Raw genomic sequence first — 26,088 nt, 5'->3', positions numbered from 1 at the left:
CCGCCCCGTGGCGCCGCTGGTCGTCCCCGTCGATGTCGGCCCCCACGCGCGCGCCGCGGTGACGGGCCGCGACCGTGGCGCGCCGCCACCGCCCGTCGGGGCCGCGGGGAACCTCAGCCACCGGCGCCCCCACCGGCCGGACGACCTGGCGCGTGCGCGTGCGCAGGTCGGCGCCGCGACCGGCATGCCGCCGGCCCGCTGGCACCTGCTCCACCAGGTCCACGGTGCCGACGTGGCGGTGGTCGATGCGACGACGCCACCGGGCGCCGAGCTCGCCGAGGTCGACGCTGCGGTCACCTGCGAGCCGGGACGGGTGCTCGCCGTGCAGGCCGCCGACTGCGTCCCGGTCCTGCTGGCGGGCCCGACGGCGGTCGGGGTCGCCCACGCGGGCCGACGCGGTGCCGTGCTCGGTGTCGTCCCCGCGACGGTCGCGGCCCTGGCACGGGTCGGCAGCCCGCCGGAGGCGCTGCACGCCGTGCTCGGCCCGGCCATCGGTGGCTGCTGCTACGAGGTGCCGGGCGACCTGCAGGAGACGGTGGCCGCGCAGCTGCCGGATGCGGCCGCCACCACGACCTGGGGCACCCCGGCCCTGGACCTGCCCGCTGCCGTCCGGTGCCAGCTCAGGGCCACCGGGGTCAGCCAGGTGGCGGACGTCGGGGGCTGCACGCGGTGCGACCCCGAGGGGCGCTGGTTCAGTCACCGCGCCGACCCGGCGACCGGCCGCCAGCTCGGGCTCGTGGTCCGTGACGTGGGGGTGGCCGCGTGACCCCGGAGCAGGTGGCAGCGCGCGTCGACGAGGTCCGAGGGCGCGTCGCGGCCGCCTGCGCCGCTGCCGATCGCAGCCCCGCGTCCGTGCTCCTGATCACCGTGACCAAGACCCACCCGCCGTCGGTCGCACGGACCGCGGTGGCCGCCGGCCTCGTCGACCTCGGTGAGAACCGCGTCGAGGAGCTGCTGGCCAAGGCGCCCCTGGTCGAGGGGGCGCGCTGGCACCTGATCGGCCAGCTCCAGCGGCGCAAGGCGCGCGACGTCGTCGGTCGCCAGGTGCTGGTCCACGGGGTCGACCGACGCTCCCTCGCCGACGCCCTCTCGCGGCGTGCGCAGGATGCCGGCACGCTCCAGCGGGTCCTGGTCCAGGTCAACGTCGGCGACGACCCCGCCAAGGCAGGGTGCGGGGTCGCCGATGCGCTCGATCTGGTGGCCTACGCTCGGCAGCTGCCGAACCTGACCGTCGAGGGACTGATGACCGTCCCACCGATGCCGCCGGACGGCGGCGACGCCAACGCGGTAGCCCGACCGCACTTCGCGCGCCTGCGTGAGCTGCGTGACGACGCACGATCGCGGTTCCCCGAGGTGGTGCACCTGTCCATGGGGATGTCGGCGGATCTCGAGGCCGCCGTGACCGAAGGTGCCACCATGGTGCGGGTCGGCACGGCGATCCTCGGCCCCCGTGGTGACCGCGCCTGGCGTCCGAGCGATGACCCGGACCACGACCCGACCGATGACCCTGCGTGACCCGGCCGCCGATGAACGACGTTCGACCGGCTTCGGAGCAGTGAGGAGCAAGCGTGAGTAGCGGCCTGTGGTACCGGACCCTGGTCTACCTCGGTCTCAAGGAGGAGCCCGAGGAGGGCTACGACGATCCGCCGGAGCGGGTCGTCGGCGGCGACGAGCCACGCGTCCGCGGCGAGGTCACCCACCAGCGGTTCGACCCCGTCGGCGACCCGGACGTGGACGAGCCGCGTCGGCGTTCCCGGGACGACGACCGTGGCGGCGCCGCCGACGACGGGCGCGAGAACGTGCGTCCGCTGCGGGTCGCCGACGCAGCGAGCGTGCGCTCGCACGGCGGCGCGGTACGCCTCGCCGTGGTCGACGTCGGCCGGTTCGAGGACGTCGAGGAGGTCGGCTCGCGCTACCGCACCGGCCAGCCGGTGCTCTTCGACGTCAGCGGTGCGGACGGCGCCGCAGCCCGTCGCGTGGTCGATTTCGTCGCCGGGCTGACCTACGCCCTCCGCGGCCGGATGGCGAAGGTCGGCACGCGCGCGTTCCTGCTCGTCCCCGACGGGGTCGAGCTGCCCGACGACGAGGCCCGCCGACTGACCGCCCTCGGCTACCGCCTGCCTCCGAGGAGGGACGACGCGTGATCGAGGGTCAGAACCTGCTGGAGGCGATCCTGACGACCCTCGTGACAGGGTTGTCGATCTACCTCCTGGTGATGCTGGCGTACGTGATCTTCTCGTGGGTGCCGCGTCCCCCCGAGCCCCTGGTCCCGATCAGGCTGGGGAGCGCGGCGCTCGTCGATCCGCTGATGCGCCCCTTGCGGGGGATCATCCCGCCGCTGAAGCTCGGCGGCATCGCGCTCGACCTGAGCATCATCGTGCTGTTCATCGCTGTACGTCTCCTGATATGGATCCTCGGCGGCCTCGCCGATGCCGTGCGCTGATCCGTCCACACACGACTCGGAGCTTGCCGTGGACCTGAACCCCGACGACATCGTCGGCTACCGCTTCAAGCAGTCGCTGCGGGGCTACGCCATCGACGAGGTCGACGACCTGCTTGATCGGCTCGCCGACCAGGTCGAGCGCATGGCGGCCGAGCTCGCCGCGCTGCGTGGCCAGGTGCAGGATGCCGAGGCCCGCGCGGCCGCCACGCGCGAGACCGAGGCCACCTTGCAGCGCACGCTGGTCGTGGCGCAGCAGGCGGCGGAACGCAACCTCGCGGACGCTTCCGCCCAGGCCGAGGCGACGCTCGCCCAGGCACAGGCCGAGGCCGAGCGGCTCCGTCGCGAGGTCGAGGAGGAGGTGTCCGCCGTCCGCACGGAGGCCAAGGCCACGGCCTCGCGGACCCTGGAGCAGGCGCAGCTGCTCGCGCAGCGTGAGGTGGAGGCGGCACGGGCACGGGTGGAGCAGGCCGCGGCCCGACACCACGAGGTGCTGGTCGGGGTGGCGCGCCATCGCGACGCGCTCCGCGGCCACCTCGCCGCGCTCGAGGAGCTCGTCCTCGAACCGGCGCCCGCCCCGCGAGCGGACCTGGTCGTCGGCGAGCTGCCCGACCGGGCTCCCGGGCACGGATCGGACGAAGGGGACGAGGGGGGCGACCACGCGGCGGACGATGCTGCGGTGGACGCCGGTCCACCCCTGACCGTCCGTGTGCACGAGGACCGCGGAGACCCTGCCGGTTACCCGCCTCCGGTAGGGTCGGAGGTCCGCGACGGGGACTAGTCCGTCGCGAGCGTCACCCGGGGGCGGTTCACGCGTTCTGTTGGGTGTGAAGGGACGACCTGCGGATCGGCCGTGGGTTCGTGAGCGCAAGGGTCACCGGTGATCTTCCTCAGTTTGGTCCTCGTCATCGTCGCGGCCGTCACGCTGGTGCTCGGGGTGTTCCAGGACGGGCTGGTCCTCATCTACGTGTCCATCGCCACCTGCGTCGCGGCGATGGCGGTGCTGGGCGCCGGTGTGCTCCTGCGCCGCCGCGAGGAAGCCAGCGCCGGACCCGCCGGGTACGGCGACGTGAGCCCCACCCGCGACGGTGGTGCTGCGGTCGCTCGCACGCCGGTCGCCATCGCTGGTGGTCGCAGGGAGGCCGCCACCGACGCCGACGTGGCCGACGTGGTCGACGAGCGGCAGACCGCGGTCGTCCGCAAGGTCGAGGCGACCCCGACCATCGGCGACGACAACGCAGCGTTCCGTCGCCCGGCAGCCGCGGGCGCGGCCGACACCGCTGAGGTGCCGACGTCCGCAGCGGGCGGCGCCGCAGATGCGGGTGTCGCCGCCGGCGCGGCGGCCCGAGCGGCGGACGAGCAGGACCCGGTCCGTCCGGTGGCGAAGCGCGCGGTGGTCAAGCGGACCCGCACCGCCGCGGCGACCGCACCGAGCAGTCGGACCGCCGCGAAGGAGCCGGCCGTGACGGACGCGGCGGAGGCCGAGGCGACGCTGACGCCGACCCCGACGGCGAAGAAGGCGACGACCAAGCAGGCGACCGCGAAGAAGGCCACGGCGAAGAAGGCCACGGCGAAGAAGGCCACGGCGAAGAAGGCCACGGCGAAGAAGGCCACGGCGAAGAAGGCCACGGCGAAGAAGGCGACCGCGAAGAAGGCGACCGCGAAGAAGGCGACCGCGAAGAAGGCCACGGCGAAGAAGGCCACGGCGAAGAAGGCCACGGCGAAGAAGGCGACCGCGAAGAAGGCGACCGCGAAGAAGGCGACCGCGAAGAAGGCCACGGCGAAGAAGGCCACCGCCTCGGGTCGTTCGGCCAGCGATCTCGTCGGTGTCCGCGGTCTCGGCCCGGCCAAGCGGGACAAGCTCGTGGCCCGCTTCGGTTCGATCGACGCCGTCGCTGCCGCCAGCGTCGAGGACCTCAGTGCCGTCCCGGGTATCGGCGAGGGCACGGCTCGGGCCATCAAGGATGCGCTGCGCTGACCGCGCCACTTGCACGTCCCTGACGCCCGGCCTCGTGCCGGGCGTCGCCCGTCAGTGGGCGGGGGCTCCGGCGCGTGCGGCCGCCAGTTCGGCCAGGGCGCGCTGCTCCTCGTCGAGCGTCGGACCACCCGGCCGGTCCTGGAGGGCAGCGAGCCGGGCGACGGCTCCGTGCACCGCGTCGAACCGTCGCCGGGTCGGACGATCGGGCAGCATCCGCCGGGTCGCCAGCAACCGCCGCCAGTCCGAGAAGGCGACCAGCTCCTCGTAGCGGAGCTGGTAGCGCGCCGTCAGCATCGGCACCAGCTGGACGAAGCGGCGGGCGCGCCGCCGGCGACCGACCGCGAGGGTGATGGCGCACCCCACGAACAGGGCGACGAACCCGAGCAGCAGCGCCCCCGCCACGATCACCCCGGTCACGTCGACGGCCAGCAGCGTGGTGGCGTTCCACAGGGCGTGGGCGGCGATCGCCGGAACGAGGCCGACGGCCGCCCAGGTCCACGGGCTGCGACGTTGTGAGATGGCCCAGCCGACGGCGAGGCCGGCGGGCAGCGCGAACAGCGGATGCGCGAACGGCGTGAGCAGCCCGCGGACCACGAAGGTGACGGTCAGCGCACCCACCTCGGCCCCCTCCACCAGGTAGAGGACGTTCTCGGTCGCGGCGAACCCGGCAGCGACCCAGCCGGCGAAGACCACCCCGTCCATCGTGGAGCTCACGTCCCGACGACGGGTCGCCGCGTACAGGACCCCGCCGACCTTCAGCACCTCCTCGACGATCGGTGCGGACACCACCAAGGTCGCGACGTCGCCCACCGTGATCGCCACGATCGTGTTGACCACGCCGGCGCCCAGCGCGGCGACCGTCGCGCCCCAGAGCGTGGCGTGCAGGCGTGCGGTCCAGGGTTCGGGCTCGATGCGGTCGAGCCAGGTGAAGGTGGCGAAGACCACCGCGAGCGGCAGGGCCGTCATGGCGACGATCACGGGGACGAAGATCACGGCCAGCACCGAGAGCGGCAGCACGATGGCTCCCGCGGCCAGGACCGGCACGCTGAGCCACGGGGGCAACCGACGTCCCGACGGTGGCACGCGGACGTGCTCGGTCCACCGCTGGCCGTCCCACCAGCGCTGCAGCTCGGCGTTCGCCGGGTCGCGGTACCACGCCGGTGGAGGCGCGCCCGGGGGTGGGCGGTGCGGCAGCGGGCTGCGCGACGACGGGCGTGGCGGCTGCGGCTGTGGTCGGGGTGGCGGGCTCGGCGTGGTCACCTCGGACCCACCGCCCGGCGTGCCCCCGCGCGGGCCGACCGCTCCAGGGGGTGGTCGCGGTAGCCGTACCGAGCCCCGAGCCAGACGTAGGCGGGGAACATCAGCGGTCCGAGCCGCTCGGTCTGGCGCACGTGGACGACCTCGTGGGCGAGGAGGACCTCAGGCGTCTGCTCGTACCGGGACAGCACGACCTGCCCGATGGTGTTCGCCGACGCCCCCACCGCCCGCAGCGCGTGCGCGGATGGGCCCCGCATCCCGTCGACGACGAAGCAACCGTGGGTGGTGTCCCACCGGGGGCGGCGCCCGGCGAGGGCCGCCAGCAGCAACCCCACCGCCGTCAGCGGTGATGCCCACAGCGTGGCTGCGGCGCGTCCACCTGGCGTGGTCGGGCGTGCAGGGGCCCACGCCGAGATGCGCTCGCCGAGGCGTCCCTGGGGGAGCGCGGCCCGAGGATCGCTCGCGGCCGACGCGGGTGGGAGCTCGCCGCGACGGACGCGTTGCGCCTCGCTGCGTTGCCGCGCGAGGCCGACGAGGCCGGCGGCCAGCGTGGCGACGGTGCCCGCCGCGCCGAGGCGCCGGCCGGCGCTCACGTCCGGATCCACACGCGTGCCTGGCCGAGGCCTCCGAGGTCGATCGCGACGGCGTCGGCGGTCGGGGCCCGGTGCACGTCGGTGGCCAGCACCTCGCGGGCCAGGAACGTGTACCACCCGCCGGCGTCGAGGTCGGCGTCGAGGGCTTCCGGGGTCACGGCCACGACCAGTTCGATGCGATCGTCGAGCTGCAGGCCGGCGGCCTTGCGCTGGTCGTTGACGGCGCGGACGAGCTCACGCGCGGCGCCCTCCACCTCGAGGTCCCGGTCGAGCGCCGTGTCGAGCGCGAACGAGGTGCTGCCCTCGGTGGCGACGGCCCACCCGGTGCGTGGGGTCTCGACGATCTCCACCATCTCGCGTGTGATGGCGAGCTGGTCGCCATCCACCCCGACGGTCGCCTCGCCCGTCGCAGCGAGCGTGGCGGCCAGCGCCGCCGACGCGTCGCCGTCGAGCTCCTTGAGCGCTGCGGCGACCTGCGGTGCTCGCTTCTGGAACGCGGGCCCGAGGGCGCGGAAGTTGGGCTTCACGGACCGTTCGACGAGGTCCCCGGTGCCGTCGGACAGCTCGACCTGCTTGACGTTCAGCTCGTCGGCCACCTCACCGACCAGCTGGGCGAGCCCCTCGCGCTCGTCGGGAGGGACGGTGATCAACGCGCGGGCGAGCGGTTGACGGACCTTGACCGCGCTGTCGGTGCGGGCCTGTCGGCCGAGCTCCACCACCCGTCGGGTGGTCGCCATGGCGGCGCGCAGCGGTTCGTCCCGCCAGGCCGGGTCGGGCACCGGGAAGTCGCTGAGGTGGACCGACGTCGGCGCCTCCGGGTCCTGGGAGACCACCAGGTCCTGCCACAGCCGGTCGGCGATGAACGGGGTGAACGGGGCGAGCAGCTGCGCGACCGTGACCAGGCAGGTGTGCAGCGTCGCGTAGGCGGCGAGCTTGTCGGCCTGATCCTCGGCGTCCGCGGACACGCCCTTCCAGAAGCGTCGGCGTCCGCGCCGCACGTACCAGTTCGACAGGTCGTCGACGAAGCGCTCGATGCGCCGCGAGGACGTGGTGACGTCGAAACGGTCGAGCGACACGTCGACGGTGTCGACCAGGTCGGCGAGCTCGGCCAGCACCCACCGGTCCGACGCCGGACGGTCGGCGACGGCGGGGACGGCGGGATCGGACAGGTCGATGCCGTCGAGACGCGCGTAGGTGGTGAGGAACACGTGGGTGTTCCACAGCGTCAGGAGGAACCGCCGGACGATGTCCTCGAGCAGCTGGTGGCCGACACGGCGCGACAGCCACGGGCTGCCCTCGGCGAGCATCAACCAGCGCAGCGCGTCGGCGCCGTGGCGGTCGATCAGCTCGTCCGGATCGAGGATGTTGCCGGCCGACTTCGACATCTTCCGCCCGTCCTCGTCCACGATGTGGCCGAGGCAGAGGCAGGCCCGGTAGGAGCTGTCACCGAACAGCAGCGTCGATTCCGCCAGCAGCGTGTAGAACCATCCGCGGGTCTGGTCGATCGCTTCGCAGATGTAGTCGGCCGGGTAGTGCTTCTGGAACTCCTCGACGCCGCGGTGCGGGTAGCCCCACTGGGCGTAGGGCATCGCGCCCGAGTCGAACCAGGCATCGGCCACGTCCGGGACGCGGCGCGCGGTCGCACCGCACGAGCCGCAGGGCACGGTCACGTCGTCGACGTAGGGTCGGTGCGGATCGAGGTCGTGGTGGTCCTCGCCGGTCAGCTCGGACAGGTGCGCACGCGAGGAGACGACCGTCACGTGGTCGCAGTCGTCGCACCGCCAGAACGGCAGCGGCGTGCCCCAGTAGCGGTCCCGTGACAACGCCCAGTCGACGTTGTTCTCGAGCCACTTGCCGAAGCGGCCGTCGCGGATGTGCTCGGGGTGCCAGTCGATGGTCGCGTTGTTGGCCAGGAGCTGGTCGCGGACCGCGGTGGTGCGGATGTACCAGGAGGGCTTGGCCCAGTAGATCAGCGGGCGCTTGCACCGCCAGCAGAACGGGTAGGTGTGGCGGTACCTCGACGAGGACACCAGGAGGCCGCGCGCGTCGAGGTCGGCCGTGATGGCCTCGTCGGCATCCTTGACGAACTCGCCCGCCCACGGCCCCGTGGTGAAGCGGGCGTCCGGGCCGACCGGGTTGACGACGGGCAGCCCTTCGCTGCGCCCGACGGCCATGTCGTCGGCGCCGAACGCCGGGGCGAGGTGGACGATGCCCGACCCGTCGGTGGTGGTGACGAAGTCGGCGGCCACGATGTAGCGCCAGTCGGCGGGCGCGCCGTCGGCTCCGGTGCTGGGCTGTGCCCAGTCGAAGGGCCCCTCGTAGTGCAGGCCGACGAGCTCGTCGGCGGCCACGGACTCGAGCACCTCGGCGTCCTCACCGAGCACGGTGGTGGTGAGGTCACGGGCGAGCACGAGCAGCTCGTCGTGACCGGCGCGTCGGGCGAGCACGTAGTCGACGTCGGTCCCGACCGCGCAGCCGGTGTTCGAGGGCAGGGTCCACGGCGTCGTGGTCCACACCACGAGCGCCGCCCCCCGGTCGGCGAGTGGTCCCTCCAGCAGCGGGAAACGGACGTACACCGACGGGTCGTCGGTCTCCTGGTAGCCCTGCGCCACCTCGGCGTCGGACAGGGCGGTCCCGCAGCGGCCGCAGTACGGCGCGACACGGAAGTCCTCGAAGATCAGGTCCCGGTCCCACAGCTGCGACAGACCCCACCAGAGCGAGTCGACGTACTCGGGGTCCATGGTGCGGTAGGCGTCGTCCATGTCGACCCAGAACGCGATCCGCTCGGTGAGCGCCTCGAACGCGCCGACGTAGCGTCCCACCGATTCCCGGCATCGCTCGTTGAACGCCTCGATGCCGTAGGCCTCGATGTCGGCCTTGGAGTCGAGACCGAGCTCCTTCTCGACCTCCAGCTCGACCGGCAACCCGTGGCAGTCCCAGCCACCCTTGCGGCGGACCGACGCGCCCTTCATGGTCCGGTACCGCGGGAAGACGTCCTTGAAGACCCGCGCCTCGACGTGGTGGGTCCCGGGTCGGCCGTTGGCGGTCGGCGGCCCCTCGTAGAAGGTCCAGACCGGCCCGTCGGCCCGCTGGCGGACCGAGGTGGCGAAGACGTCCAGCTCGGCCCAGCGGTCGAGCAGTTCACGCTCGAGGGCGGGCAGGTCGGGCTTGGCGGGCACCGCGGGCCAACTGCTGCGGGCGGTGTCGGGGGAGGGAGCGGTCATGGGACGTGCGCCTCGTTGCTGGGTGCCGTCCGCTCGGGACGGCACGTGTGCGTGCCGGTCTCCCGAGGGACGACGCCTGCGGCGCCGCGGTCCCACCCTCGTTGGTGCGGGGCCGTGGAGCTGCCCGCACCCGCTCGTCGCTTCCGCCGGGTCGCCCCGGTCGGCCCGCGTGCCGTGCGGGGCCCGTCCCGGCCTCCGCGCCGCCGGAGCGGGCCTCGACCGGACCGATCGGAGGTGATGTGCACGCGGGTCCCACCGCCGGCTTCCACCGTCCCGGCTCGCTCGTGGTGGACGGGTCCGCGCGCCGCGTCCTCGTCGTCTCGTCGAGCGGAGTCTACGGCCCCTGACCGCTCGTGGGAGCCGTGGAGGCCCGCCGCTGCTACCTTCCGCCGGCCACGACCCGGTCGGAAGCGCACACCATGGCGGCGAAGAAGCTCACCAAGACCCAGATCCGCACCCTCGAGGAGACCCTCCGAGAGGAGCGCGCGGGGCTGGTCGCCCAGGCCGAGGATCTGCGTGCCGAGGCCGGCGTCGACCGCTGGCGGGGCGATGGGTCCGGCGACGACATCGCCGACCGTGGGACCGCCAGCGCCGAGCGCGAGACCGCTGCCACGCTGTCGGATCACGCGAGCCGGCTGGTCGACGAGATCGACGAGGCGCTGCGGCGGCTCGATGCCGGCACCTACGGCGTCTGCGTGCGCTGCGGGCAGCACATCGGTTTCGACCGCCTGGAGGCCGTCCCCGCGGCGGCCCTCTGCCTCGAGTGCAAGCGCCGCGACGAGTCCGGACGCTGACCGCCGCCGACACCACGCCGGCACCGCCACCGCACCCGCTGGCCGTCCCGGTCGCCGCTCTGATCGCCGCTGCGGGCATCGTGCTCGATCAGGCGACCAAGCTCGTCGCGCTGCGCCTGCTCGAGCCGGGCCGTTTCGTCCCGCTGCTCGGTGACGGTGTCGGGTGGCAGCTCGTGGAGAACCCGGGCGCGGCGTTCGGGCTGCGGGCACCGACCTGGGTGTTCCTGGTGGTGGCCGTGCTCGTGGTCACGATCGTGGTGCGCAGCCTCCCGCACGCGCCGACGCTGCTGCAGGCGTCGGCCTACGGGCTGCTGCTGTCGGGGGCGATCGGGAACATGTTCGACCGGGTCCTGCGGGCGCAGGACGGGTTCCTGTCGGGCAAGGTGGTCGATTTCGTCGCCTGGGGCAACTTCCCGCGCTTCAACGCCGCCGACTCCTGGATCACGATCGGGTTCGCGTTGCTGGTGATCGCCCTCCTCCTCGAGGATCGGCGTGCGAGCCGGGCTGAACAGGCCAGCGCGTGACGGTCAGCGACGCCGCCGAGTTCCGGGTCACCGGTGCGGACGAGGGCGACCGTCTCGACGTCGTCGTCGCACGCACCCTCGCCCTGCCCCGGGCGCAGGTGGCGGCCCGCATCGACGCGGGCGACGTCACCGTCGACGGGGCGCCGGCACGCCGCAGCCACCGGGTCCGCGCCGGGGAGCGGGTGACGGTGGCCGCCGCCGAAGACGAGCCTGGTCAGCCGGCACCGCCCTTGCCCCCCGTGCGCTTCCGCGACGAGCACCTGGTGGTCCTCGCCAAGCCGACCGGCCTCGTCGTGCACCCCGGTCCCGGGCACGCCGACGGGACCCTCGTCGACGCGTTGGTGGCGGCCGGCGTGCCGTTGGCCCCCGCCGGCGGCGAGGGACGGCCCGGCATCGTCCACCGCCTCGACCGTGACACCACCGGGCTGCTGGTGGTCGCGTGCACCGATCCGGTCCACGAGGCGCTGGTCGACGCCCTGCGTCGGCGTGACGTGACCCGGCGCTACCTCGCGCTGGTCGCCGGGGTGCCGGACAACCGCGTCGGCCGGATCGAGGCTCCCATCGGGCGCGATCCCGATCACCGTCGGCGGTTCGCCACGGTGCCCGACGGCAAGCCCGCGGTCACCCGGTACGCGACGGTGGCCACGGGGCACGTCGACGATCGTCCCGTCTCGCTGCTCGCCTGCCGGCTGGAGTCGGGCCGGACCCACCAGATCCGGGTGCACCTGACCGCGATCGGTCACCCTGTGGCGGGGGACACGGTGTACGGCCCGCGCCCCGCGCTCGCGGCGGCCCTCGACCTCGACCGTCCCGCCCTGCACGCCGGACGGCTCGCGTTCACCCACCCGGTCACCGGCGAGGCGGTCGACCTCGCCGAGCCGTTGCCGGAGGACCTGGCCGCAGCGCTCCGGCGCGCCGGGATCGAGGTGCCGGACGTCGCCGAGGCCCTCGGTGATCAGCCACCGCCCACCGCGTCGGGTCGCGACCTCAGCTGACCCGGCCTCCACGCCGCGAGCTGACCTCGAAGGCGGCCCGGCCGAGGACCAGCAGCACCGCCCCACCGATCACCGCCTGCGCGGGGAGGGACAGCGCGAGGACCGTGCACCCGATCAGGCCGGCGCCAGCGACCCAACGTGGCCAGTGCCGCTCGTGGGCTGCCAGCCGGAGCGCCGCGAGGTTGGTGATGGCGTAGTAGGTCAGCACGGCGAACGAGCTGAAGCCGATCGCTCCACGCAGGTCGGCCACGAGGACCACCGCGAGGACCACCGCGCCGACCGTCAGCTGGGCCACGTGGGGGATGCGGTGGACCGGGTGAACGCGCGCCAGCGCGGCCGGGAGGTGACCGTCGCGTGCCATGGCCAGCTCGGTCCGCGCCACGCCGGCGAGCAACGACAGCAGCACGCCGGCCGCCGCCGCCGCACCACCGATCCGCACCACGACGCTGACGCCGTCGAGGTGCCCCGCCGCGGCCGCCGTGGCGAGCGGTGCGTCCGCCGCAGCGAGCGCGTCCGCGCCGACGGCCACCAGCGCTGCCACGGCGACGACGAGGTAGATGGCCAGCGCCGCACCGAGCGCACGCGGGACGGCCTTCGGGATGGTCGTGGCCGGGTCGCGGACCTCCTCGCCGAGCGTGGCGATCCGCGCGTACCCGGCGAACGCGAAGAACAGCAGGCCTGCGGCCTCGAGCACGGTCCGGGGTGTCGGTGCGGCACCTTCCACCAGGCGTCCGACGTCCCCGCCAGGTGCCGTCAGCGCCGAGACCACCACCAGCGCCAGGCTCCCGAGGACCACAGCCAGCCCGACCCGCATCGCTCTCGCGGTCCGGCGGACCCCGCGGGCGTCCAGGACCGTCAGCACGACGACGGCGGCGGCCGCGAGGGGCCGAGCCAGGTCCGGTGCGGCGTAGGCGCCGAACGTCAGCGCCATGGCCGCGCAGCTGGCGGTCTTGCCCACCACGAACCCCCAGCCGGCCAGGTGCCCCCAGGCCGGGCCGAGCCGCTCACGGCCGTACACGTAGGTACCACCGGCCGCCGGGTGGACCGCGGCGAGCTGGGCGGACGAGGCCGCGTTGGCCGCGGCCACGAGGCCGGCGAGCACGAGGCCGACGAGGAGCGCGACGGCCCCACCGACGGCCGCCGCCCCGATCGCTGCGAAGACACCGGCACCGACCATGGCGCCGAGACCGACGACGACGGCGTCGCCCACGCCGAGGTCACGGCGTAGCTCCGGCTGGGTCAACTCGTGCGCTCGCTGAGCGGGGGGAGGGGAGCCCCGGAAGCTAGCCTCACGCGCCCCGTGTGGAAGCTGCCCGCCCGTGCGCACCCCCGCACCGCTCCGTCGCCTCGACGTCGCTGCAGCGGCCGTTCGGCGCCGCCTGACGTCCCTGGCGATCCGCCCCGGGCTGGTCGCGCTGCTGGCAGGGGCGGTGCTGCTGGCTGGGGCGAGCATCCACGTGGCCCGGTTCCCCGACCGGGTCGACGCCGATGCGGTCGCTCGGGCACCCGCCGACGAGGTCGGGCCGCCGCCCGGGGCCGACCTCGCGGCGTACACCGAGGCCCGACACGAGCACCTGGCGCAGCTGCCAGCCGACGAGGTCGTGCGTGGGATCGCGTCGTTCCGCGAGCTCGTCGCGGTCGGTGATCTACCGGTGGACGAGGAGGTCCGGGTGGAGGAGCTCCACGTGCGCCTCCCCGCCGAGCTCGAGCCCCGCACGGTCCCCGCCGAGGGGGCGGGGGCGGCCCTGCGTGCGCTGTTCGCCGACGGGCAGGCCGAACTCGACGCCGCCATCGCCGATCTCGAGGGGCTGCTCGCCGAGGATCTCGGTGACGCCGAGTTCGAGCGGGAGTTCGAAGCTGAGCTGGCCCGCCTGCGGGAGCTGCGCGCGTCCGCGAGCGACGAGGCGCCGGTGGTCTTCGCCGCCGTGGTGGTCGCCAGCGCCGCGGACCTGCGCGACCTCGCGGCCGACCCACGGGTCCGCCTCGTCGACGTCGCCGGTCCGCCGGAGCAGACCCGAGGCACGCGGATGGTCGGTGTGGCGCCGACCGACCTCGAACGCGCGAGCACCGAACGCGAGGTCGCACCGGACCCGGCTCCCTGAGCGTCCCGACGTCGGGCTGCTAGCCTCCCGAACCACAGGCGTGTGGTTCTTCCCCGGCACACGCCGACGGTCGCCCGGTGGCGCCGTCCGAGGCTCGGCTCCGTCCGCGGATCGCCGACCGAGGGCGGCCCGCCGTGACCACCTCCGCGGCTCGTGCCGTGGGCGTCGCCGAGCGTTGCGCACCCGTCGTCGGGTGCTGAGGGGAGGAGCCGCGTGAGCAACCGGGACTCGTTCGTCCACCTGCACGTCCACACCGAGTACTCGATGCTGGACGGCGCCTCGCGCATCGACGACCTGGTCGAGCACGTGGCTCGCGACGAGCAGCCGGCGGTCGCCATCACCGACCACGGCAACCTGTTCGGCCTCGTGGAGTTCCACAACGCCGGGCGCAAGGCGGGTATCAACCCCATCCTCGGCTCCGAGTTCTACCAAGCCATCGGATCGCGGCGCGACCAGCAGCTCGGCGGCTCGACCGGCAAGGACCGCTACTACCACCTCACCGTCCTGGCCGAGAACGACACCGGGTACCGCAACCTCATCGCGCTCTCCACCCGGGCCTACCTCGAGAGCTACTGGTACAAGCCGCGGATCGACCTCGAGCTGCTCGCCGAGCACCACGAGGGCCTGGTGGTCCTGTCGGGCTGCCTCGGTTCCGAGGTCAACCAGAACCTGCTCAAGGGTGACGAGACGGCGGCGAAGCGGACCCTGTCGGACTTCAAGGACGTCTTCGGGCCCGAGCGGTACTTCGTCGAACTGCAGGACCACGGCATCCCCGAGCAGCGCCGGACGTGGCCGCAGCTGGAGAAGCTCGCGGCGGAGCTGGGCCTGCGGACGGTCATCACCAACGACTCGCACTACACCAACGCCGAGGACGCCGAGGCGCACGACGTCCTGCTGTGCATCCAGACCGGTGCGAAGATCTCCGATGCCGACCGGTTCAAGTTCCAGGGCACCGACTTCTACGTGAAGACGGCCCGCGAGATGCGCGAGCAGTTCCGCGACTTCGGTCCGGCGCTCGACGCCACGCTCGACATCGCCGAGATGTGCGACGTCGGGATCGAGTTCGACCTCGACCTGCTGCCGGCGTTCCCGTGCCCCGACGGGATGACCGAGGCCGAGTTCCTGCGCCACAAGGTGATGGAGGGCGCCCGCGAGCGGTACGGCTCGCCGGTCCCCGACGCCGTCCAGGAACGCATCGACTACGAGCTGCGCGTCATCGGGGACATGGGCTTCCCCGCCTACTTCCTCATCGTCGCCGACCTGTGCGAGCACGCCCGTTCGGTCGGTATCCGCGTCGGCCCTGGTCGCGGGTCGGCCGGCGGGTCGGTGGTGGCGTTCTGCACCGACATCACCCGGGTCGACCCGATCCGTCACGGGCTGATCTTCGAGCGCTTCCTCAACCCGGCCCGAATCCAGATGCCGGACATCGACATCGACTTCGACGACCGGCGCCGTGGCGAGATGATCCGCTACGCGGCCGAACGGTACGGCGCGGACCAGGTCGCCCAGGTCATCACCTTCGGCACCATCAAGGCCAAGTCCGCGATCCGCGACGCCGCCCGCGTCCTCGACGAGCCGTTCTCGGTCGGCGACACCCTCGCCAAGATGATGCCGCCGCCGGCGCAGGGCAAGGAGTGGCCGCTCGCCAAGGCCTACGAGATGTCCTCCGAACTGCGGTCGGCGCGTGAGGACCCTGGCTACGCCAAGGTGCTCGAGACCGCCGAGAAGCTCGAGGGTCTGAAGCGCCAGCACGGCATCCACGCCGCCGCCGTCATCATCGGCGCCAAGCCCCTGCCCGAGACCCTCCCGCTCCTGCGCACCGACAACGGCGAGATCGTCACCCAGTGGGAGATGAACGCCGCCGAGGCGCTGGGCCTGCTGAAGATGGACTTCCTGGGGCTGCGCAACCTCACCGTGCTGTCCGACGCCGAGCGGCACGTGAAGGTCAACCGCGGGGTCGAGATCGATCTCGACGATCCCGAGTTCCTCGGCGAGATGGACGACCCGACCACCTACGAGATGCTCGGCACGGGCTACACCCTCGGGGTCTTCCAGCTCGACTCGACCGGCATGCAGGCGCTGGTCCGCAAGCTCAAGCCCACGCGGTTCGAGGACATCTCGGCGCTGCTCGCGCTGTACCGCCCGGGCCCGCTGTCGATGAACATGCACGTGGCCTACGCCGACCGCAAGAACGGCCACGAGGCGGTCGCCTACGACCACGACGACCTCAAGGGCGTGCTCGGTGACACCTACGGGGTGATCGTCTACCAAGAGCAGGTCATGAAGATCGCCACCGACATGGCGGGTTTCACCATGTCGGACGCCGACGGCCTGCGGAAGGCGGTCGGCAAGAAGAAGCGCGAGCTGATGGAGTCCTTCAAGGACCAGTTCATCAGCGGGGGCGCAGAGCGCGGCTACGAGACCTCGCTCATGACCCAGCAGTGGGACATGATCGAGAAGTTCGCCGAGTACGGGTTCAACAAGTCGCACACGGTCGCCTACGGCGTCATCGCTTACCAGACCGCCTATCTCAAGGCCCACTACCCGGCCGAGTACATGGCGGCCCTGCTCACCTCGGTCAAGAACCACAAGGACAACAAGCCGCTCTACCTCAACGAGTGCCGGCGTCTCGGGATCCCGGTCCTACCCCCGGACGTCAACGAGTCCGAGGCCGACTTCACCCCGCGCGGCGACGAGATCCTCTTCGGCCTCGCGGCCGTCCGCGGCGTGGGGGAGGGGATCGTCGACCAGATCGTGGCCGCCCGCCGTGAGCACGGCCGGTTCACCGACTTCCGCGACTTCTGCGCCAAGGTCGACGGCGGCGTGCTCAACAAGCGCACCCTCGAGAACCTGGTGCTCGCCGGGGCGTTCCGGTCCCTCGGCCACACGCGCAAGGGCCTGTTCGCTGCGTTCGAACCGATCGTCGACGCCGCGATCACGCGCAAGAAGGCCGAGGCGGCGGGCCAGTTCTCGCTGTTCGACGGCCTCGGTGGTGACGAGGCTGGCGCCGCCGACGGCCTCGACGTCGACGACGGTCCGATCATCGTCGACGAGGAGTTCGACAAGGGCGACCTGCTCCGTCACGAGCGCGAGATGCTCGGCCTGTACGTCTCCGACCACCCGCTGTTCGGGACCGAGCGGGTGCTCGAGCGGGCGACCGACGCCACCTGCCTGGCGCTGCGTGAGAAGGACGACGGCGCGTCGGTCACGGTGGGTGGGGTGCTGACCGCCATCCAGAAGAAGTTCACCAAGAAGGGCGACACCTACGTGGTGGCCACCCTCGAGGACCTGTCGGGCAACGTCGAGGTCACCTTCTGGCCCCAGACCTACCGCGCCGCGCACGAGGTGCTGGTCGAGGACGCGGTCCTGATCATCACGGGCAAGGTCGAGAAGCGCGACGAGGCGGTCAAGGTCCTGGCCAACCGCGTCGCCGCACCGGACCTGTCCGAGGCGCTCGGTGCCCCCGTCATCGTGACCTTCGCTGCTGAGCAGTGCACGTCCGAGGCCATCCGACAGCTCAAGGGCGTTCTCGCCGAGCACAGCGGCGTCGTGCCCGTCCACCTGCGCCTGCTCGACCCGGACGGATCCTCCCGCCTGTTCAAGCTGGGCGACGACCTCCGCGTGGAACGTCGCCCCGGCCTGTTCGGGCAGATCAAGCAGCACTTCGGCCCGGACGCGATCGACGACGAGGTGGGGGACCGCACCTTCGGCGGTGACGAGCAGGAACCCCGCTGGAAGCGAGCCGGCTGATGCCTGCAGGTCGCGGGGCAGGCACGTGACCACCCCCGACTACGTCGCTGGCAACCAGCGCGCGTGGGATGCGCTCGCGCCCGGGTACGCGGCGACGGGCCGTCGGCTGTGGGCGGCGCAGGAGCCGTCGTGGGGCATCTGGGGCGTCCAGGAGTCCGAGCTCGGTCTCCTGGCGGACGTCGAGGGCGGTGATGCGCTCGAGCTCGGCTGCGGGACGGGGTACGTGTCGGCGTGGCTCGCCCGTCGCGGTGCGCGGCCCGTGGGTCTCGATCCGTCGTGGCGTCAGCTCGAGACCGCGCGCGCCTGCCAGCGGGAGTTCGACCTCCACTTCCCGCTGGTGTGCGCCATCGCCGAGGCCGTCCCGTTGCCCGCCGCGTCGTTCGACCTGGTCGTCTCCGAGTACGGCGCGGCGATTTGGAGCGATCCGTACCGGTGGATCCCCGAGGCGGCGCGGGTGCTGCGGCCGGGTGGAGAGCTGATCTTCCTCGGCAACGCCAGCCTCCTGACGCTGTGCGTGCAGGACGACGAGAACGAACCCGCCACCGACCGCCTGCTGCGTCCGCAACGTGGCATGCACCGCTTCGAGTGGCCGGACAGCGACGAGGTCGAGTTCCACCTCAGCCACGGTGACTGGATCGCGCTGCTCCGCGAGCACGGGTTCGACGTGCTCGCCCTGCACGAGCTGTATCCACCTGCCGACGCGACCTCGGGTGCGGGTTTCGTCGATCACGCCTGGGCGAGCCGCTGGCCGAGCGAGGAGGTCTGGCGGGCGAGACGCCGCCCCTGACGGGGCTCGCCGGCTGCGCCGCCTGCGGTGGTCACTCCGTGGGCCGCGCGATGGTCCAGGTGCTCGTCGGTGTGGCGACGGCACGGAGCCTGGCTGCTTCGAGTTCGGTGGTGAGCGCGTCGGGGCTGAGCAGTTCGGTCTCGTAGTGCTGGGACCAACTCACACCGTCGAGCGTCATCGTCGTGGTGGCGCGCAGCCACGTGTCCCGGCGCTCGTGGATGGTCGTCGTCAGCTCGAGGTCGCCGGCCGCGGTCGCCAGGCGCTGGCTGTTCGTGCCCACCTCGTAGCGGTCGCTCGACGCGTCGTGGTGCTGCAGGAACGCCTCCCCGTCCGCCACGAGGTGGCGGCGGACCGTTGCGAGCAAAGCTCGGCGCGTCGCTCGGTCCGGCACGTTGACCAGGTGACTGGCGAGCACGACGGCGTCGAAGCCCCGGTCGAGATCGAGCTCCTCGATGCGTGACCGGACGCTGCGGACACGCCGATCGACGTGGGCGAGCATGGCGTCGGACTCGTCCACCGCGGCGACCTCGTGGCCGCGCTGGACGAGCAGGTTCGCGAGGCGGCCGACGCCACAGCCGAGATCGAGCACCGAGGCGGAGGCCGGCACGCGCTCGAGGACGGGCGTGAAGGTCGGCTCGGCCGGCAAGGCGAGGTAGACCGGCACGGGGGAACCATCTGGGGTGACCGCCGTCTGGTCCATCGGCTCAGGCCCTCGCGTTGCCCATCGCGCCCAGTCTGGTCGCCGTGCCCCGGCGTGACAGCCGTGTGCGGTCCGCGCGGAGCTGTGTCGCCCACGGCTCATGGGCACGGCAGACAGGCAGGCACGGTGCGTGGCCACCCGTGGTGGGTGGTCACGCACCGTGTGGTCGATGCAGGTCGCGCTGGCGAAGGCCGACGGACAGCCGTGCTCAGAACGGCATCGTCGGGTCGGCGGGGTCCGGCGGGTCGCCGGGTGGGTCGGTGGTCCGTGGGCGCGTCCGGTCGGGTGCGCGTGGCTGCGGACCGTGCCGGGGGTGCCGACCGGGCTGTCTGGGCTCGCCGCGGCGCGCGTCGCTGTGGTGCCGGTCGGGTGGTCCGCGGCGGCCGCTTCGGTCGAGGTCGACGGGTGGGCCGCGGTGGTGGTCGTCGGGTGGTCGCCAGGTGGTGGGGAGGGTGCGGACGGTCAGGCCGGTGCGGGGGTGGTGCCAGGTGCGGGTGCCGTCGGCGGTGCCGGTGGCGGTCCATCCGTCGGCCTCTTTGCGGCGGTTGGCGGGGCCGCAGAGGGGGGCGAGGTTGGCGATGTCGGTGGGGCCACCGGCGGTGGCGGGGACGGCGTGGTCGAGGTCACAGACCCGTGCGGCGGTGGGGCAGTTGCCGGGTTCGGTGCAGGTGTCGTGCACCGCGAGGGCCGCGTCGGCCAGCCAGCCGGGTGGCCGGCGGGTGCGGGTGCCGACGCCGACGACCTTGCCGTCCTCGAGCAGCACGAGGCGTAGGTCGGTGCCGTGCTCGTCGACCAGCCGTCGTGCGGTGGGGCTGTCGACGTGCATGACCCCGCCGGCCAACGTCGTGAGCAGCTGGGCGGACAGGTGATCGCCGAGGAGGGTGTCGAGCTCGGCTCGCATGATCAGGGTGGGTGGCCGCACCGCCCCAGCCTGACCAGCCGTGTCGTCGGTGGGGCCGCCGCGGCGGCACAGGTCGATCAGCCGGGCGGCGCGTGCCCGCCCTGCGGTCAGCCGGTTCGCGGCGAGGGCATCGTCATCGGGTCGGTCGCCGAACCGGTCGCGGGTGGCGGTCCCGGTCGGGCCGGGGTCGGTGGCGCCGTCGAGGGCGGCGAACCCGACCGGTCCGAAGTCGCCGTGGAACCGGCCACCGGACCCGTCCAGACGTGGTTGCAGGACGAAGATGTCGTCCGCAACAGCAGGCTCCTGTTCGCCGGCGTCTTCGGACTGGAGGTCGGTCAACGCCCAGGACACCACGTTGGCCAGCGCGTCCGGGTCGGCGCCCGCGGCACCGTCGATGGCACGCGCGAGCGCGGCGTCGAGCCGGTCGTCGAGGTGGCGTGGGCTGCGTTCGACCTTCAACGCGACGGCGCGGACCTGGGACCAGGACACCTCACCCGCACCGAACGCCGCCCGCAGCGACGGCAGGCGGCGGCACACCTGTGCGGCGCAGGTCAGCATGCGCCGGTCCGAGCGGGTGGAGCGGCCCACGATGGCCAGCCACTGCTCCAACCCCACACCCGTGGCTGTCGGCGCGACACCGGCGTCCTCGAGGACCAGGATGGCCTCGACCAGTCGTGCGGTCATCCGCTCGGTGTCGACCGCCAGCTGCAGCAACGAGGCCAGCTCGGGGACCTCGGCCAGCACCGGCAGACCGAACGGCGGCGGCTCGGGGTGGCCCGGACGGTCATCCGGGTCGGGGGTGGCAGCGGCAGCAGGTGTTCCCATCGCCACGCATCATGCCCGACCCCTGTGACACCACCGCCGGCTATCCACAGGCCTCGCCGGTCGGCGGCCGCGGGGTCCCTCGGGCCCCCGTCGAACCGCCCTACGCTCCGCCCATCCCGTCGCGTGAGGTCCCCGTTGGTCGTCCGGTCCGTCCTGGTCTTCGGTGCTGCAGCGCTCGCCGAGATCGCGGGTGCGTGGCTGGTGTGGCAGGGGGTGCGCGAGCGCTCGTCGCTGCTGCTGGTGGGCCTCGGGGTGCTCGTCCTCGGGCTCTACGGCTTCCTGCACACCTTGCAGCCCGAGACCGACTTCGGTCGCGTCCTGGCGGCGTACGGCGGGGTGTTCATCGGTGCGTCCCTGGTGTGGGCGATGGTCGTCGACGGGTTCCGTCCGGATCGCTTCGACCTGATCGGCGTCGCTGTGTGTCTGGCGGGCGTGGCCGTCATCATGTACGCCCCGCGGCACGGGGCGTGACGGACCGCCGAGCCCTCCGCCGCACCGTCTCCGCGTGACGGCACCAGCCCACACCCACCTCGGAAGGTCCGCCGTGCCCGTCTGGTCAGCTCCCGTCCGCTACGCCGAGTGCGATCAGCAGGGCGTGGTCTTCAACGCGAACTACCTCGCCTACGCCGACGAGGCCGTCGACCACCTCTGGCGGCGACTCGGCATCTCGTACGCCGACCTGCTGGGCCGCGGGCTCGACACCTCGGTCGTGGCCAGCGAGCTGCAGTGGTCCGCACCGGCCCGTTGGGGCGAGGTCGTCGAGGTGGACGGTGAGGTCGAACGCGTCGGACGGACGAGCTTCGTCACCGCGCTCACCATCAGCGTCGGCGACCGGGTCTGCTGCACGGTTCGCACCACCTACGTGATGACCGATCTCGAGCGGAACCCGACGCCGGTTCCGGACGAGATCCGCACCCTCATGACCGGGACCTGAACGGGGCCACCCGTCACGGCCACCCGGCGCTCACCCGCTACCCGTGGTCAGCGAGCCAGGTCCACGCCGTGCCCTCCAGGTCGACCGCCGGACCTTGTCCGTGCGCGATCGCCGCCAGGATCTGCGCCGTGTCGACCAGGCGGGGGCCCGGGCGGTTGACGTAGGCGGATCCGTCGACGAAGGCCACACGGCCCGCACGGACCGCGGACATGTCACGCCAACCGTCGATGGACGCCAGGAGCGGCGCCTCCTGCTCGGCGCGAGCGAGGTCGTACCCGCACGGCGCCACGATGATGACGTCCGGGTCGGCGGCTGTCAGCTCCGCCGGTGTGACGATCGGCGAGTGGCCGCCTCGCACCCCGAGGACCGGCTCCGCGCCCGCGGCCTCGACGAGTTCCGCCGCCCAGTTGCCGCCGGCCATGAGCGGGTCGGTCCACTCCAACAGGGGTCAGGCGCGGACGGTCCCGACCGGTGATGCTCCGCTCGACGTCGTCGAGGCCGCGCTGCATCGAGGCGACGAGCCGTTCCGCCGCGGCGTCGTCCCCGAGCGCCCGGCCGATGCGCCGCACGTCGTCCAGCACACCGGCGAACGTGTCGGGGGAGCAGCTGAGCACCTCGACCTCCGAGCCGAGGTGCTCCCGAGCCGCAGCGACGACGTCACCCTCGGCGACCGCGCACACTCGGCACAGGTCCTGGGTGATGATGAGGTCGGGTGCGGTGGTCCGCAGCACCCCTGGGTCGAGCTCGTAGATCGACAGCACCTGGCCGACCAGCTCCGTCACGCTCCGGTGGATGTCCGCCGAGGTGCCGACCGGCTCCTGGCGCGGGCGGCTCACGATGGGCAGGTCCGTCACCTCACCCGGGTGGTCGCACTCGTGGCTCCGGCCGACCAGCGTGTCACGGTGGCCGAGCGAGGCAACGATCTCGGTCGTGGCCGGTAGCAGGGATACGACGCGGCGTGGCACGTGGTCTCCAGGAGGTGCCCGCACGGTCCCGTCGAGAGGGCACCCGAGGGCAGGGGCGAGGTGCATCGAGGCTAGTGGCGGTGCCGCTGCACGCCGCCGCGAGGACCGGGGAAGTGGCGCCGGTACGCTCCGCGAGCGCCGCTCCCACCGTCTCCCGAGCCGATCAGGACCGCCCGTGGCACGCCTCACCGTCCTCGACCTGCGAGGTGACCGCTCCGACCCGCGTGACCGCATGCCGCGGCCCCGCGTCGACCTCGCGGCCGCTCGCGAGGGCGTCGACGCGACCCTCGCGGACGTGAAGGCCCGCGGCGACGCCGCGCTGCGCGATCTGACGGCCCGGTTCGACGCCACCGAGTTCGGTGCCGACGAGCCGCTGGTCGTGCCCGACGAGGTGCTCGACGCGGCGCTCCTCGACCTGGATCCCGAGCTGCGCGCCGCGATCGAGCGCGCCGCCGACCAGGTGCGCTGGTTCCACGAGCGCGCCAAGCCCGAGGACTGGGAGGACGAGCGCGACGGCGCACGCATGGGCGTCTGGTTCCGCCCGATCGAGCGCGCCGGGGTGTACGTACCCGGCGGCAAGGCGGTCTACCCCTCGACGGTGATCATGACCGTCGTGCCGGCGCAGGTCGCCGGGGTCGACCAGATCGTCCTGTGCACGCCGCCGACCGGTACCGGGCCCGACGGCGAACGCGACGGGTGGCCGAACCGGACGATCCTGGCTGCCGCGCGGCTGCTCGGCGTCGACCGCGTCGTGCGCGTCGGCGGGGCCCAGGCCGTCGCAGCGATGGCCTACGGGACCGACAGCGTCCCGGCCTGCGACAAGGTCGTCGGCCCCGGCAACCTCTACGTGTCGCTCGCCAAGCAGCGTCTGGTCGCCGAGGGTGTCATCGGTACCGACGGCTACGCGGGCCCGACCGAGGTCGTCATCGTCGCCGACGGGACCGCCGACCCCCGGGTCGTCGCTGCCGACCTCGTGGCGCAGGCCGAGCACGACGAACTGGCCACCGCGATGCTCATCACCCACGACGCCGACCTCGTCGCTCCGGTCGAAGCCGCCCTCGAGGTCGAGGTCACGCGCGCCCACCACCGCGAACGTGTCGAGGCGGCGCTGGCCGGGCAGGGGACCGTCGCGCTCGTCGACGACATCGACCAGGCGGTCCAGGTCGCCGAGGCGTTCGCCGCCGAGCACCTCGAGGTCCAGACCGTCGACGCACGTGCCGTCGCCGAGCGCATCCGGTACGCGGGCACCACGTTCATCGGTGGCCCGACGCCGGTCAGTCTCGGGGACTACGCCGCCGGTCCGAACCACACCCTGCCGACCTCGGGGACCGCACGGTTCGCCGGTGGCCTGACGACCTCGTCGTTCCTCGTGCCGGTCAACTTCGTCGAGTACGACCAGGTGGCGCTCGAGGGGCTGGCCGCCAGCGTCCGCACGCTCGCCGCATCCGAGGACCTGCCCGCCCACGCCCGCGCGGTGGATGTGCGCCTCGAGGGCGAGACGACCGATGTGCGCCTGGACGGTGGCGGGGCGTGAGCAGCGACGAGGCCGATCGGGTCCCGCTGCGCGCCGACCTGGCGGGCGTCGCGCCGTACGGCGCGCCGCAGCTCGACGTGCCCGTGAGGCTCAACACCAACGAGACCGCGGAGCCGCCGCCGGCCGGTTACCTCGCCGAGGTCGGCCGCCGCATCCAGGGCCTGCAGCTCAACCGCTACCCCGACCGGCCGCACCGTGAGCTGCGGACCGCACTCGGTGCGCCGTACGGGCTCGGTGCCGACCAGGTGTGGGCCGCGAACGGCTCCAACGAGGTGCTGCTCCAGCTGCTCCAGGCCTACGGCGGTCCCGACCGTCACCTGCTGACGTTCCGGCCGCCGTACTCGATGTACCCCGAGCTGGCCCGCACGACCCTGACCCCGTGCACGCAGGTCGACCTCGACGATGACTTCCAGCTGTCGCCGCAGGTGGCCGCCGGGGCGGTCGCGGCGCACGATCCCGACGTCGTGTTCGTGGCGAGCCCGAACAACCCCGTCGGCACCCTGGTGTCGCACGAGGCCGTCCGGGCGCTGCACGACGGGTCCCGGGCCCTGATCGTCGTCGACGAGGCCTACGTCGAGTTCGCCCCCGACGAGGCGTCCGCCGTCCACCTGCTCGCCGATCTGCCGCGGCTGGTGGTGTCGCGGACGTTCTCCAAGGCGTTCCGGCTCGCCGGCCTGCGGCTCGGGTACCTGTTCGCTGCCCCGTGGGTCGTCGAGGACGTCCAGACGGTGCGCCTGCCCTACCACCTCGACGCCATCAAGCAGACGGCCGCCCTGGTGGCGCTCGAGCAGGCACCCGCGTTCCTCGACCACCGGGTCCGCACGGCACAGGAGCGCGACCGGGTCCGCGCCGTGCTCGACGCGCGGGACGACGTCGAGGTGTGGCCCTCGTCGGCCAACTTCCTGCTGCTGCGCACCGCCGTGTCCGACCTGTTCGACCGGCTGCTCGACCGTGGCGTGCTGGTGCGCGACTTCTCGCGTCAGCCGCGCCTGTCGGGTTGCCTGCGTGTCACCATCGGCACCGTCGCCGAGAACGATGCCTTCCTGGCCGCGCTGACGGCCATCCTCGACGAGGTCGCGGGCGCCGCTGACGGCGCCGCCCGGCCCGGTGACGCCCAGCCCGACCCTGCCTCCCCGACCACCACCACCGGAGCACCCCGATGAGCCGCACCGGCACCGTCGTCCGCGACACCAAGGAGACCGCCATCCGCGTCGAGGTCGACCTCGACGGGGCGGGCAAGGTCGAGGTGTCGACCGGTATCCCGTTCTTCGATCACATGCTCGACCAGCTCGGTCGGCACGGGCGCCTCGACCTGACGATCCAGGCCGACGGGGACCTGCAGATCGATGAGCACCACACCGTCGAGGACGTCGGCATCGCCCTCGGGCAGGCGCTCGCCGAGGCGTGGGGGGACCGCTCCGGTGTCGAGCGGTTCGGGGACGCGCAGGTCCCGATCGACGAGGCGTTGACGCGCGTCGCCATCGACCTGTCGGGACGCCCGTACCTGGTGTGGGACGTCGACGTGCCGATCCAGCTCATCGGGACCTTCGAGACCAGCCTGGTCAAGCACTTCTGGGAGTCGGTCGTCGCCAACGCGCGGATCACGCTGCACGTCCAGAACGTCTCCGGGGACAACACCCACCACGTGTTCGAGTCGGTCTTCAAGGCGTGCGCCGTCGCGCTGCGGCGCGCCGTGGCGACCACCGACCGCGGCGGGGTGCCGTCCACCAAGGGCGTCCTGCAGTGACGGACGCAGCAGGTGGCACCCGGGCCCGTCCCGGGCGC

Annotated in this window: 24 protein-coding genes and 1 pseudogene; 17 read left to right on the top strand and 8 right to left on the bottom strand. The window is 73.0% G+C overall.

Going from position 1 to position 26,088, the window contains the following annotated elements; all coding sequences use genetic code 11:
• The first annotated feature begins 7 nt into the window (after window positions 1-7).
• The 6 genes from pgeF to NITAL_RS26675 all read left to right on the top strand — a co-directional run bounded on the left by pgeF (window position 8) and on the right by NITAL_RS26675 (window position 4,418).
• Entirely contained in the window at window positions 8-766 is a 759-nt protein-coding gene (gene pgeF, locus NITAL_RS18875; protein WP_052667691.1) for a peptidoglycan editing factor PgeF, read from the top strand.
• On the top strand, window positions 763-1,515 hold the full coding sequence (locus NITAL_RS18870) for a YggS family pyridoxal phosphate-dependent enzyme (protein WP_083441766.1): 753 nt from the start codon (window positions 763-765) through the stop codon (window positions 1,513-1,515). The genes pgeF and NITAL_RS18870 overlap by 4 nt, the downstream gene beginning before the upstream one ends.
• Window positions 1,516-1,568: 53 nt before the next feature.
• Window positions 1,569-2,144, top strand: coding sequence for a cell division protein SepF (locus NITAL_RS18865; RefSeq protein ID WP_052667690.1), 576 nt, complete (start codon window positions 1,569-1,571; stop codon window positions 2,142-2,144).
• Window positions 2,141-2,443 carry a YggT family protein gene (locus tag NITAL_RS18860; protein ID WP_052667689.1) on the top strand — a complete coding sequence of 101 codons (303 nt, stop codon included), beginning with the start codon at window positions 2,141-2,143 and terminating at the stop codon, window positions 2,441-2,443. The genes NITAL_RS18865 and NITAL_RS18860 overlap by 4 nt, the downstream gene beginning before the upstream one ends.
• A 28-nt stretch (window positions 2,444-2,471) precedes the next feature.
• A complete protein-coding gene (locus NITAL_RS18855; RefSeq protein ID WP_052667688.1) occupies window positions 2,472-3,221 on the top strand; it encodes a DivIVA domain-containing protein in 750 nt (249 codons plus the stop codon).
• A 99-nt stretch (window positions 3,222-3,320) separates the two neighbouring features.
• The gene (locus NITAL_RS26675; RefSeq protein ID WP_083441764.1) at window positions 3,321-4,418 is read left to right on the top strand and encodes a histone H1-like repetitive region-containing protein; all 1,098 of its coding nucleotides are present in this window, start codon (window positions 3,321-3,323) and stop codon (window positions 4,416-4,418) included.
• 51 nt (window positions 4,419-4,469) lie between these two features.
• Here the strand turns inward: NITAL_RS26675 and NITAL_RS18845 are convergent, their stop codons facing one another.
• Genes NITAL_RS18845 through ileS form a run of 3 tightly spaced genes read right to left on the bottom strand, consistent with a single transcriptional unit; the run spans window position 4,470 to window position 9,492 of the window.
• Window positions 4,470-5,678: a PrsW family glutamic-type intramembrane protease gene (locus NITAL_RS18845; protein ID WP_052667687.1), complete on the bottom strand. Its 1,209-nt coding sequence runs from the start codon at window positions 5,676-5,678 to the stop codon at window positions 4,470-4,472.
• Complete coding sequence (locus NITAL_RS18840) at window positions 5,675-6,268, bottom strand: eCIS core domain-containing protein (protein ID WP_052667686.1); 594 nt, start codon at window positions 6,266-6,268, stop codon at window positions 5,675-5,677. The genes NITAL_RS18845 and NITAL_RS18840 overlap by 4 nt, the downstream gene beginning before the upstream one ends.
• Window positions 6,265-9,492, bottom strand: a complete 3,228-nt coding sequence (gene ileS / locus NITAL_RS18835; protein ID WP_052667685.1) for an isoleucine--tRNA ligase — start codon at window positions 9,490-9,492, stop codon at window positions 6,265-6,267. The genes NITAL_RS18840 and ileS overlap by 4 nt, the downstream gene beginning before the upstream one ends.
• A 419-nt stretch (window positions 9,493-9,911) precedes the next feature.
• On the opposite strand from ileS, the gene NITAL_RS18830 reads away from it, so the two are divergent.
• The 3 genes from NITAL_RS18830 to NITAL_RS18820 are packed head-to-tail and all read left to right on the top strand — an operon-like array spanning window position 9,912 to window position 11,805.
• Complete coding sequence (locus NITAL_RS18830; protein WP_157041951.1) at window positions 9,912-10,286, top strand: TraR/DksA family transcriptional regulator; 375 nt, start codon at window positions 9,912-9,914, stop codon at window positions 10,284-10,286.
• The gene (gene lspA / locus NITAL_RS18825; RefSeq protein ID WP_169786894.1) at window positions 10,256-10,810 is read left to right on the top strand and encodes a signal peptidase II; all 555 of its coding nucleotides are present in this window, start codon (window positions 10,256-10,258) and stop codon (window positions 10,808-10,810) included. The genes NITAL_RS18830 and lspA overlap by 31 nt, the downstream gene beginning before the upstream one ends.
• A complete protein-coding gene (locus tag NITAL_RS18820) occupies window positions 10,807-11,805 on the top strand; it encodes an RluA family pseudouridine synthase (protein ID WP_052667683.1) in 999 nt (332 codons plus the stop codon). The genes lspA and NITAL_RS18820 overlap by 4 nt, the downstream gene beginning before the upstream one ends.
• On the opposite strand, the gene NITAL_RS18815 is transcribed toward NITAL_RS18820, so the two are convergent.
• Window positions 11,798-13,048 (bottom strand): APC family permease, encoded by a 1,251-nt coding sequence (locus NITAL_RS18815; RefSeq protein ID WP_052667682.1) that lies wholly within the window; start codon window positions 13,046-13,048, stop codon window positions 11,798-11,800. The two genes, NITAL_RS18820 and NITAL_RS18815, sit on opposite strands and share 8 nt — an antisense overlap.
• A gap of 76 nt (window positions 13,049-13,124) precedes the next feature.
• Between NITAL_RS18815 and NITAL_RS18810 the strand changes: the two genes are divergently transcribed.
• The 3 genes from NITAL_RS18810 (at window position 13,125) to NITAL_RS18800 (ending at window position 18,444) form a co-directional block, all read left to right on the top strand.
• Window positions 13,125-13,907 carry a hypothetical protein gene (locus tag NITAL_RS18810; protein WP_052667681.1) on the top strand — a complete coding sequence of 261 codons (783 nt, stop codon included), beginning with the start codon at window positions 13,125-13,127 and terminating at the stop codon, window positions 13,905-13,907.
• A 213-nt stretch (window positions 13,908-14,120) separates the two neighbouring features.
• Window positions 14,121-17,657: a DNA polymerase III subunit alpha gene (gene dnaE / locus NITAL_RS18805; RefSeq protein WP_211262514.1), complete on the top strand. Its 3,537-nt coding sequence runs from the start codon at window positions 14,121-14,123 to the stop codon at window positions 17,655-17,657.
• Between the two features lie 25 nt (window positions 17,658-17,682).
• Window positions 17,683-18,444 (top strand): class I SAM-dependent methyltransferase, encoded by a 762-nt coding sequence (locus NITAL_RS18800; protein WP_052667680.1) that lies wholly within the window; start codon window positions 17,683-17,685, stop codon window positions 18,442-18,444.
• 31 nt (window positions 18,445-18,475) lie between these two features.
• Here the strand turns inward: NITAL_RS18800 and NITAL_RS18795 are convergent, their stop codons facing one another.
• Both NITAL_RS18795 and NITAL_RS29260 read right to left on the bottom strand, forming a co-directional pair.
• Window positions 18,476-19,108: a class I SAM-dependent methyltransferase gene (locus NITAL_RS18795; RefSeq protein ID WP_052667679.1), complete on the bottom strand. Its 633-nt coding sequence runs from the start codon at window positions 19,106-19,108 to the stop codon at window positions 18,476-18,478.
• A gap of 244 nt (window positions 19,109-19,352) precedes the next feature.
• The gene (locus NITAL_RS29260) at window positions 19,353-20,870 is read right to left on the bottom strand and encodes an HNH endonuclease signature motif containing protein (RefSeq protein WP_052667678.1); all 1,518 of its coding nucleotides are present in this window, start codon (window positions 20,868-20,870) and stop codon (window positions 19,353-19,355) included.
• A gap of 123 nt (window positions 20,871-20,993) precedes the next feature.
• On the opposite strand from NITAL_RS29260, the gene NITAL_RS18785 reads away from it, so the two are divergent.
• Together NITAL_RS18785 and NITAL_RS18780 are read left to right on the top strand one after the other, a co-directional pair.
• A complete protein-coding gene (locus NITAL_RS18785) occupies window positions 20,994-21,341 on the top strand; it encodes a YnfA family protein (RefSeq protein WP_083441759.1) in 348 nt (115 codons plus the stop codon).
• A 34-nt stretch (window positions 21,342-21,375) separates the two neighbouring features.
• Window positions 21,376-21,804 carry an acyl-CoA thioesterase gene (locus NITAL_RS18780; protein ID WP_211262513.1) on the top strand — a complete coding sequence of 143 codons (429 nt, stop codon included), beginning with the start codon at window positions 21,376-21,378 and terminating at the stop codon, window positions 21,802-21,804.
• 37 nt (window positions 21,805-21,841) lie between these two features.
• Here NITAL_RS18780 and NITAL_RS18775 read toward each other — a convergent pair whose 3' ends face one another.
• Together NITAL_RS18775 and NITAL_RS29675 are read right to left on the bottom strand one after the other, a co-directional pair.
• Window positions 21,842-22,225 carry an ABC transporter substrate-binding protein gene (locus NITAL_RS18775; RefSeq protein WP_052667675.1) on the bottom strand — a complete coding sequence of 128 codons (384 nt, stop codon included), beginning with the start codon at window positions 22,223-22,225 and terminating at the stop codon, window positions 21,842-21,844.
• Window positions 22,226-22,325: 100 nt separating this feature from the next.
• Window positions 22,326-22,835 (bottom strand): annotated as a pseudogene (locus tag NITAL_RS29675) (TroA family protein); the annotation flags it as partial.
• A gap of 109 nt (window positions 22,836-22,944) precedes the next feature.
• Between NITAL_RS29675 and hisD the strand changes: the two are divergent.
• Genes hisD through hisB form a run of 3 tightly spaced genes read left to right on the top strand, consistent with a single transcriptional unit; the run spans window position 22,945 to window position 26,050 of the window.
• Window positions 22,945-24,303 carry a histidinol dehydrogenase gene (gene hisD, locus NITAL_RS18765; protein ID WP_052667673.1) on the top strand — a complete coding sequence of 453 codons (1,359 nt, stop codon included), beginning with the start codon at window positions 22,945-22,947 and terminating at the stop codon, window positions 24,301-24,303.
• On the top strand, window positions 24,300-25,466 hold the full coding sequence (gene hisC / locus NITAL_RS18760) for a histidinol-phosphate transaminase (RefSeq protein ID WP_083441758.1): 1,167 nt from the start codon (window positions 24,300-24,302) through the stop codon (window positions 25,464-25,466). The genes hisD and hisC overlap by 4 nt, the downstream gene beginning before the upstream one ends.
• Window positions 25,463-26,050, top strand: a complete 588-nt coding sequence (gene hisB, locus NITAL_RS18755) for an imidazoleglycerol-phosphate dehydratase HisB (protein WP_052667672.1) — start codon at window positions 25,463-25,465, stop codon at window positions 26,048-26,050. The genes hisC and hisB overlap by 4 nt, the downstream gene beginning before the upstream one ends.
• The last annotated feature ends 38 nt before the right edge of the window (window positions 26,051-26,088 follow it).

The organism is Nitriliruptor alkaliphilus DSM 45188 (assembly GCF_000969705.1).
GTDB lineage: Bacteria > Actinomycetota > Nitriliruptoria > Nitriliruptorales > Nitriliruptoraceae > Nitriliruptor > Nitriliruptor alkaliphilus.
Note: the sequence above shows the minus strand (reverse complement) of the source record. Positions and strands in the feature narration are given on the sequence as shown.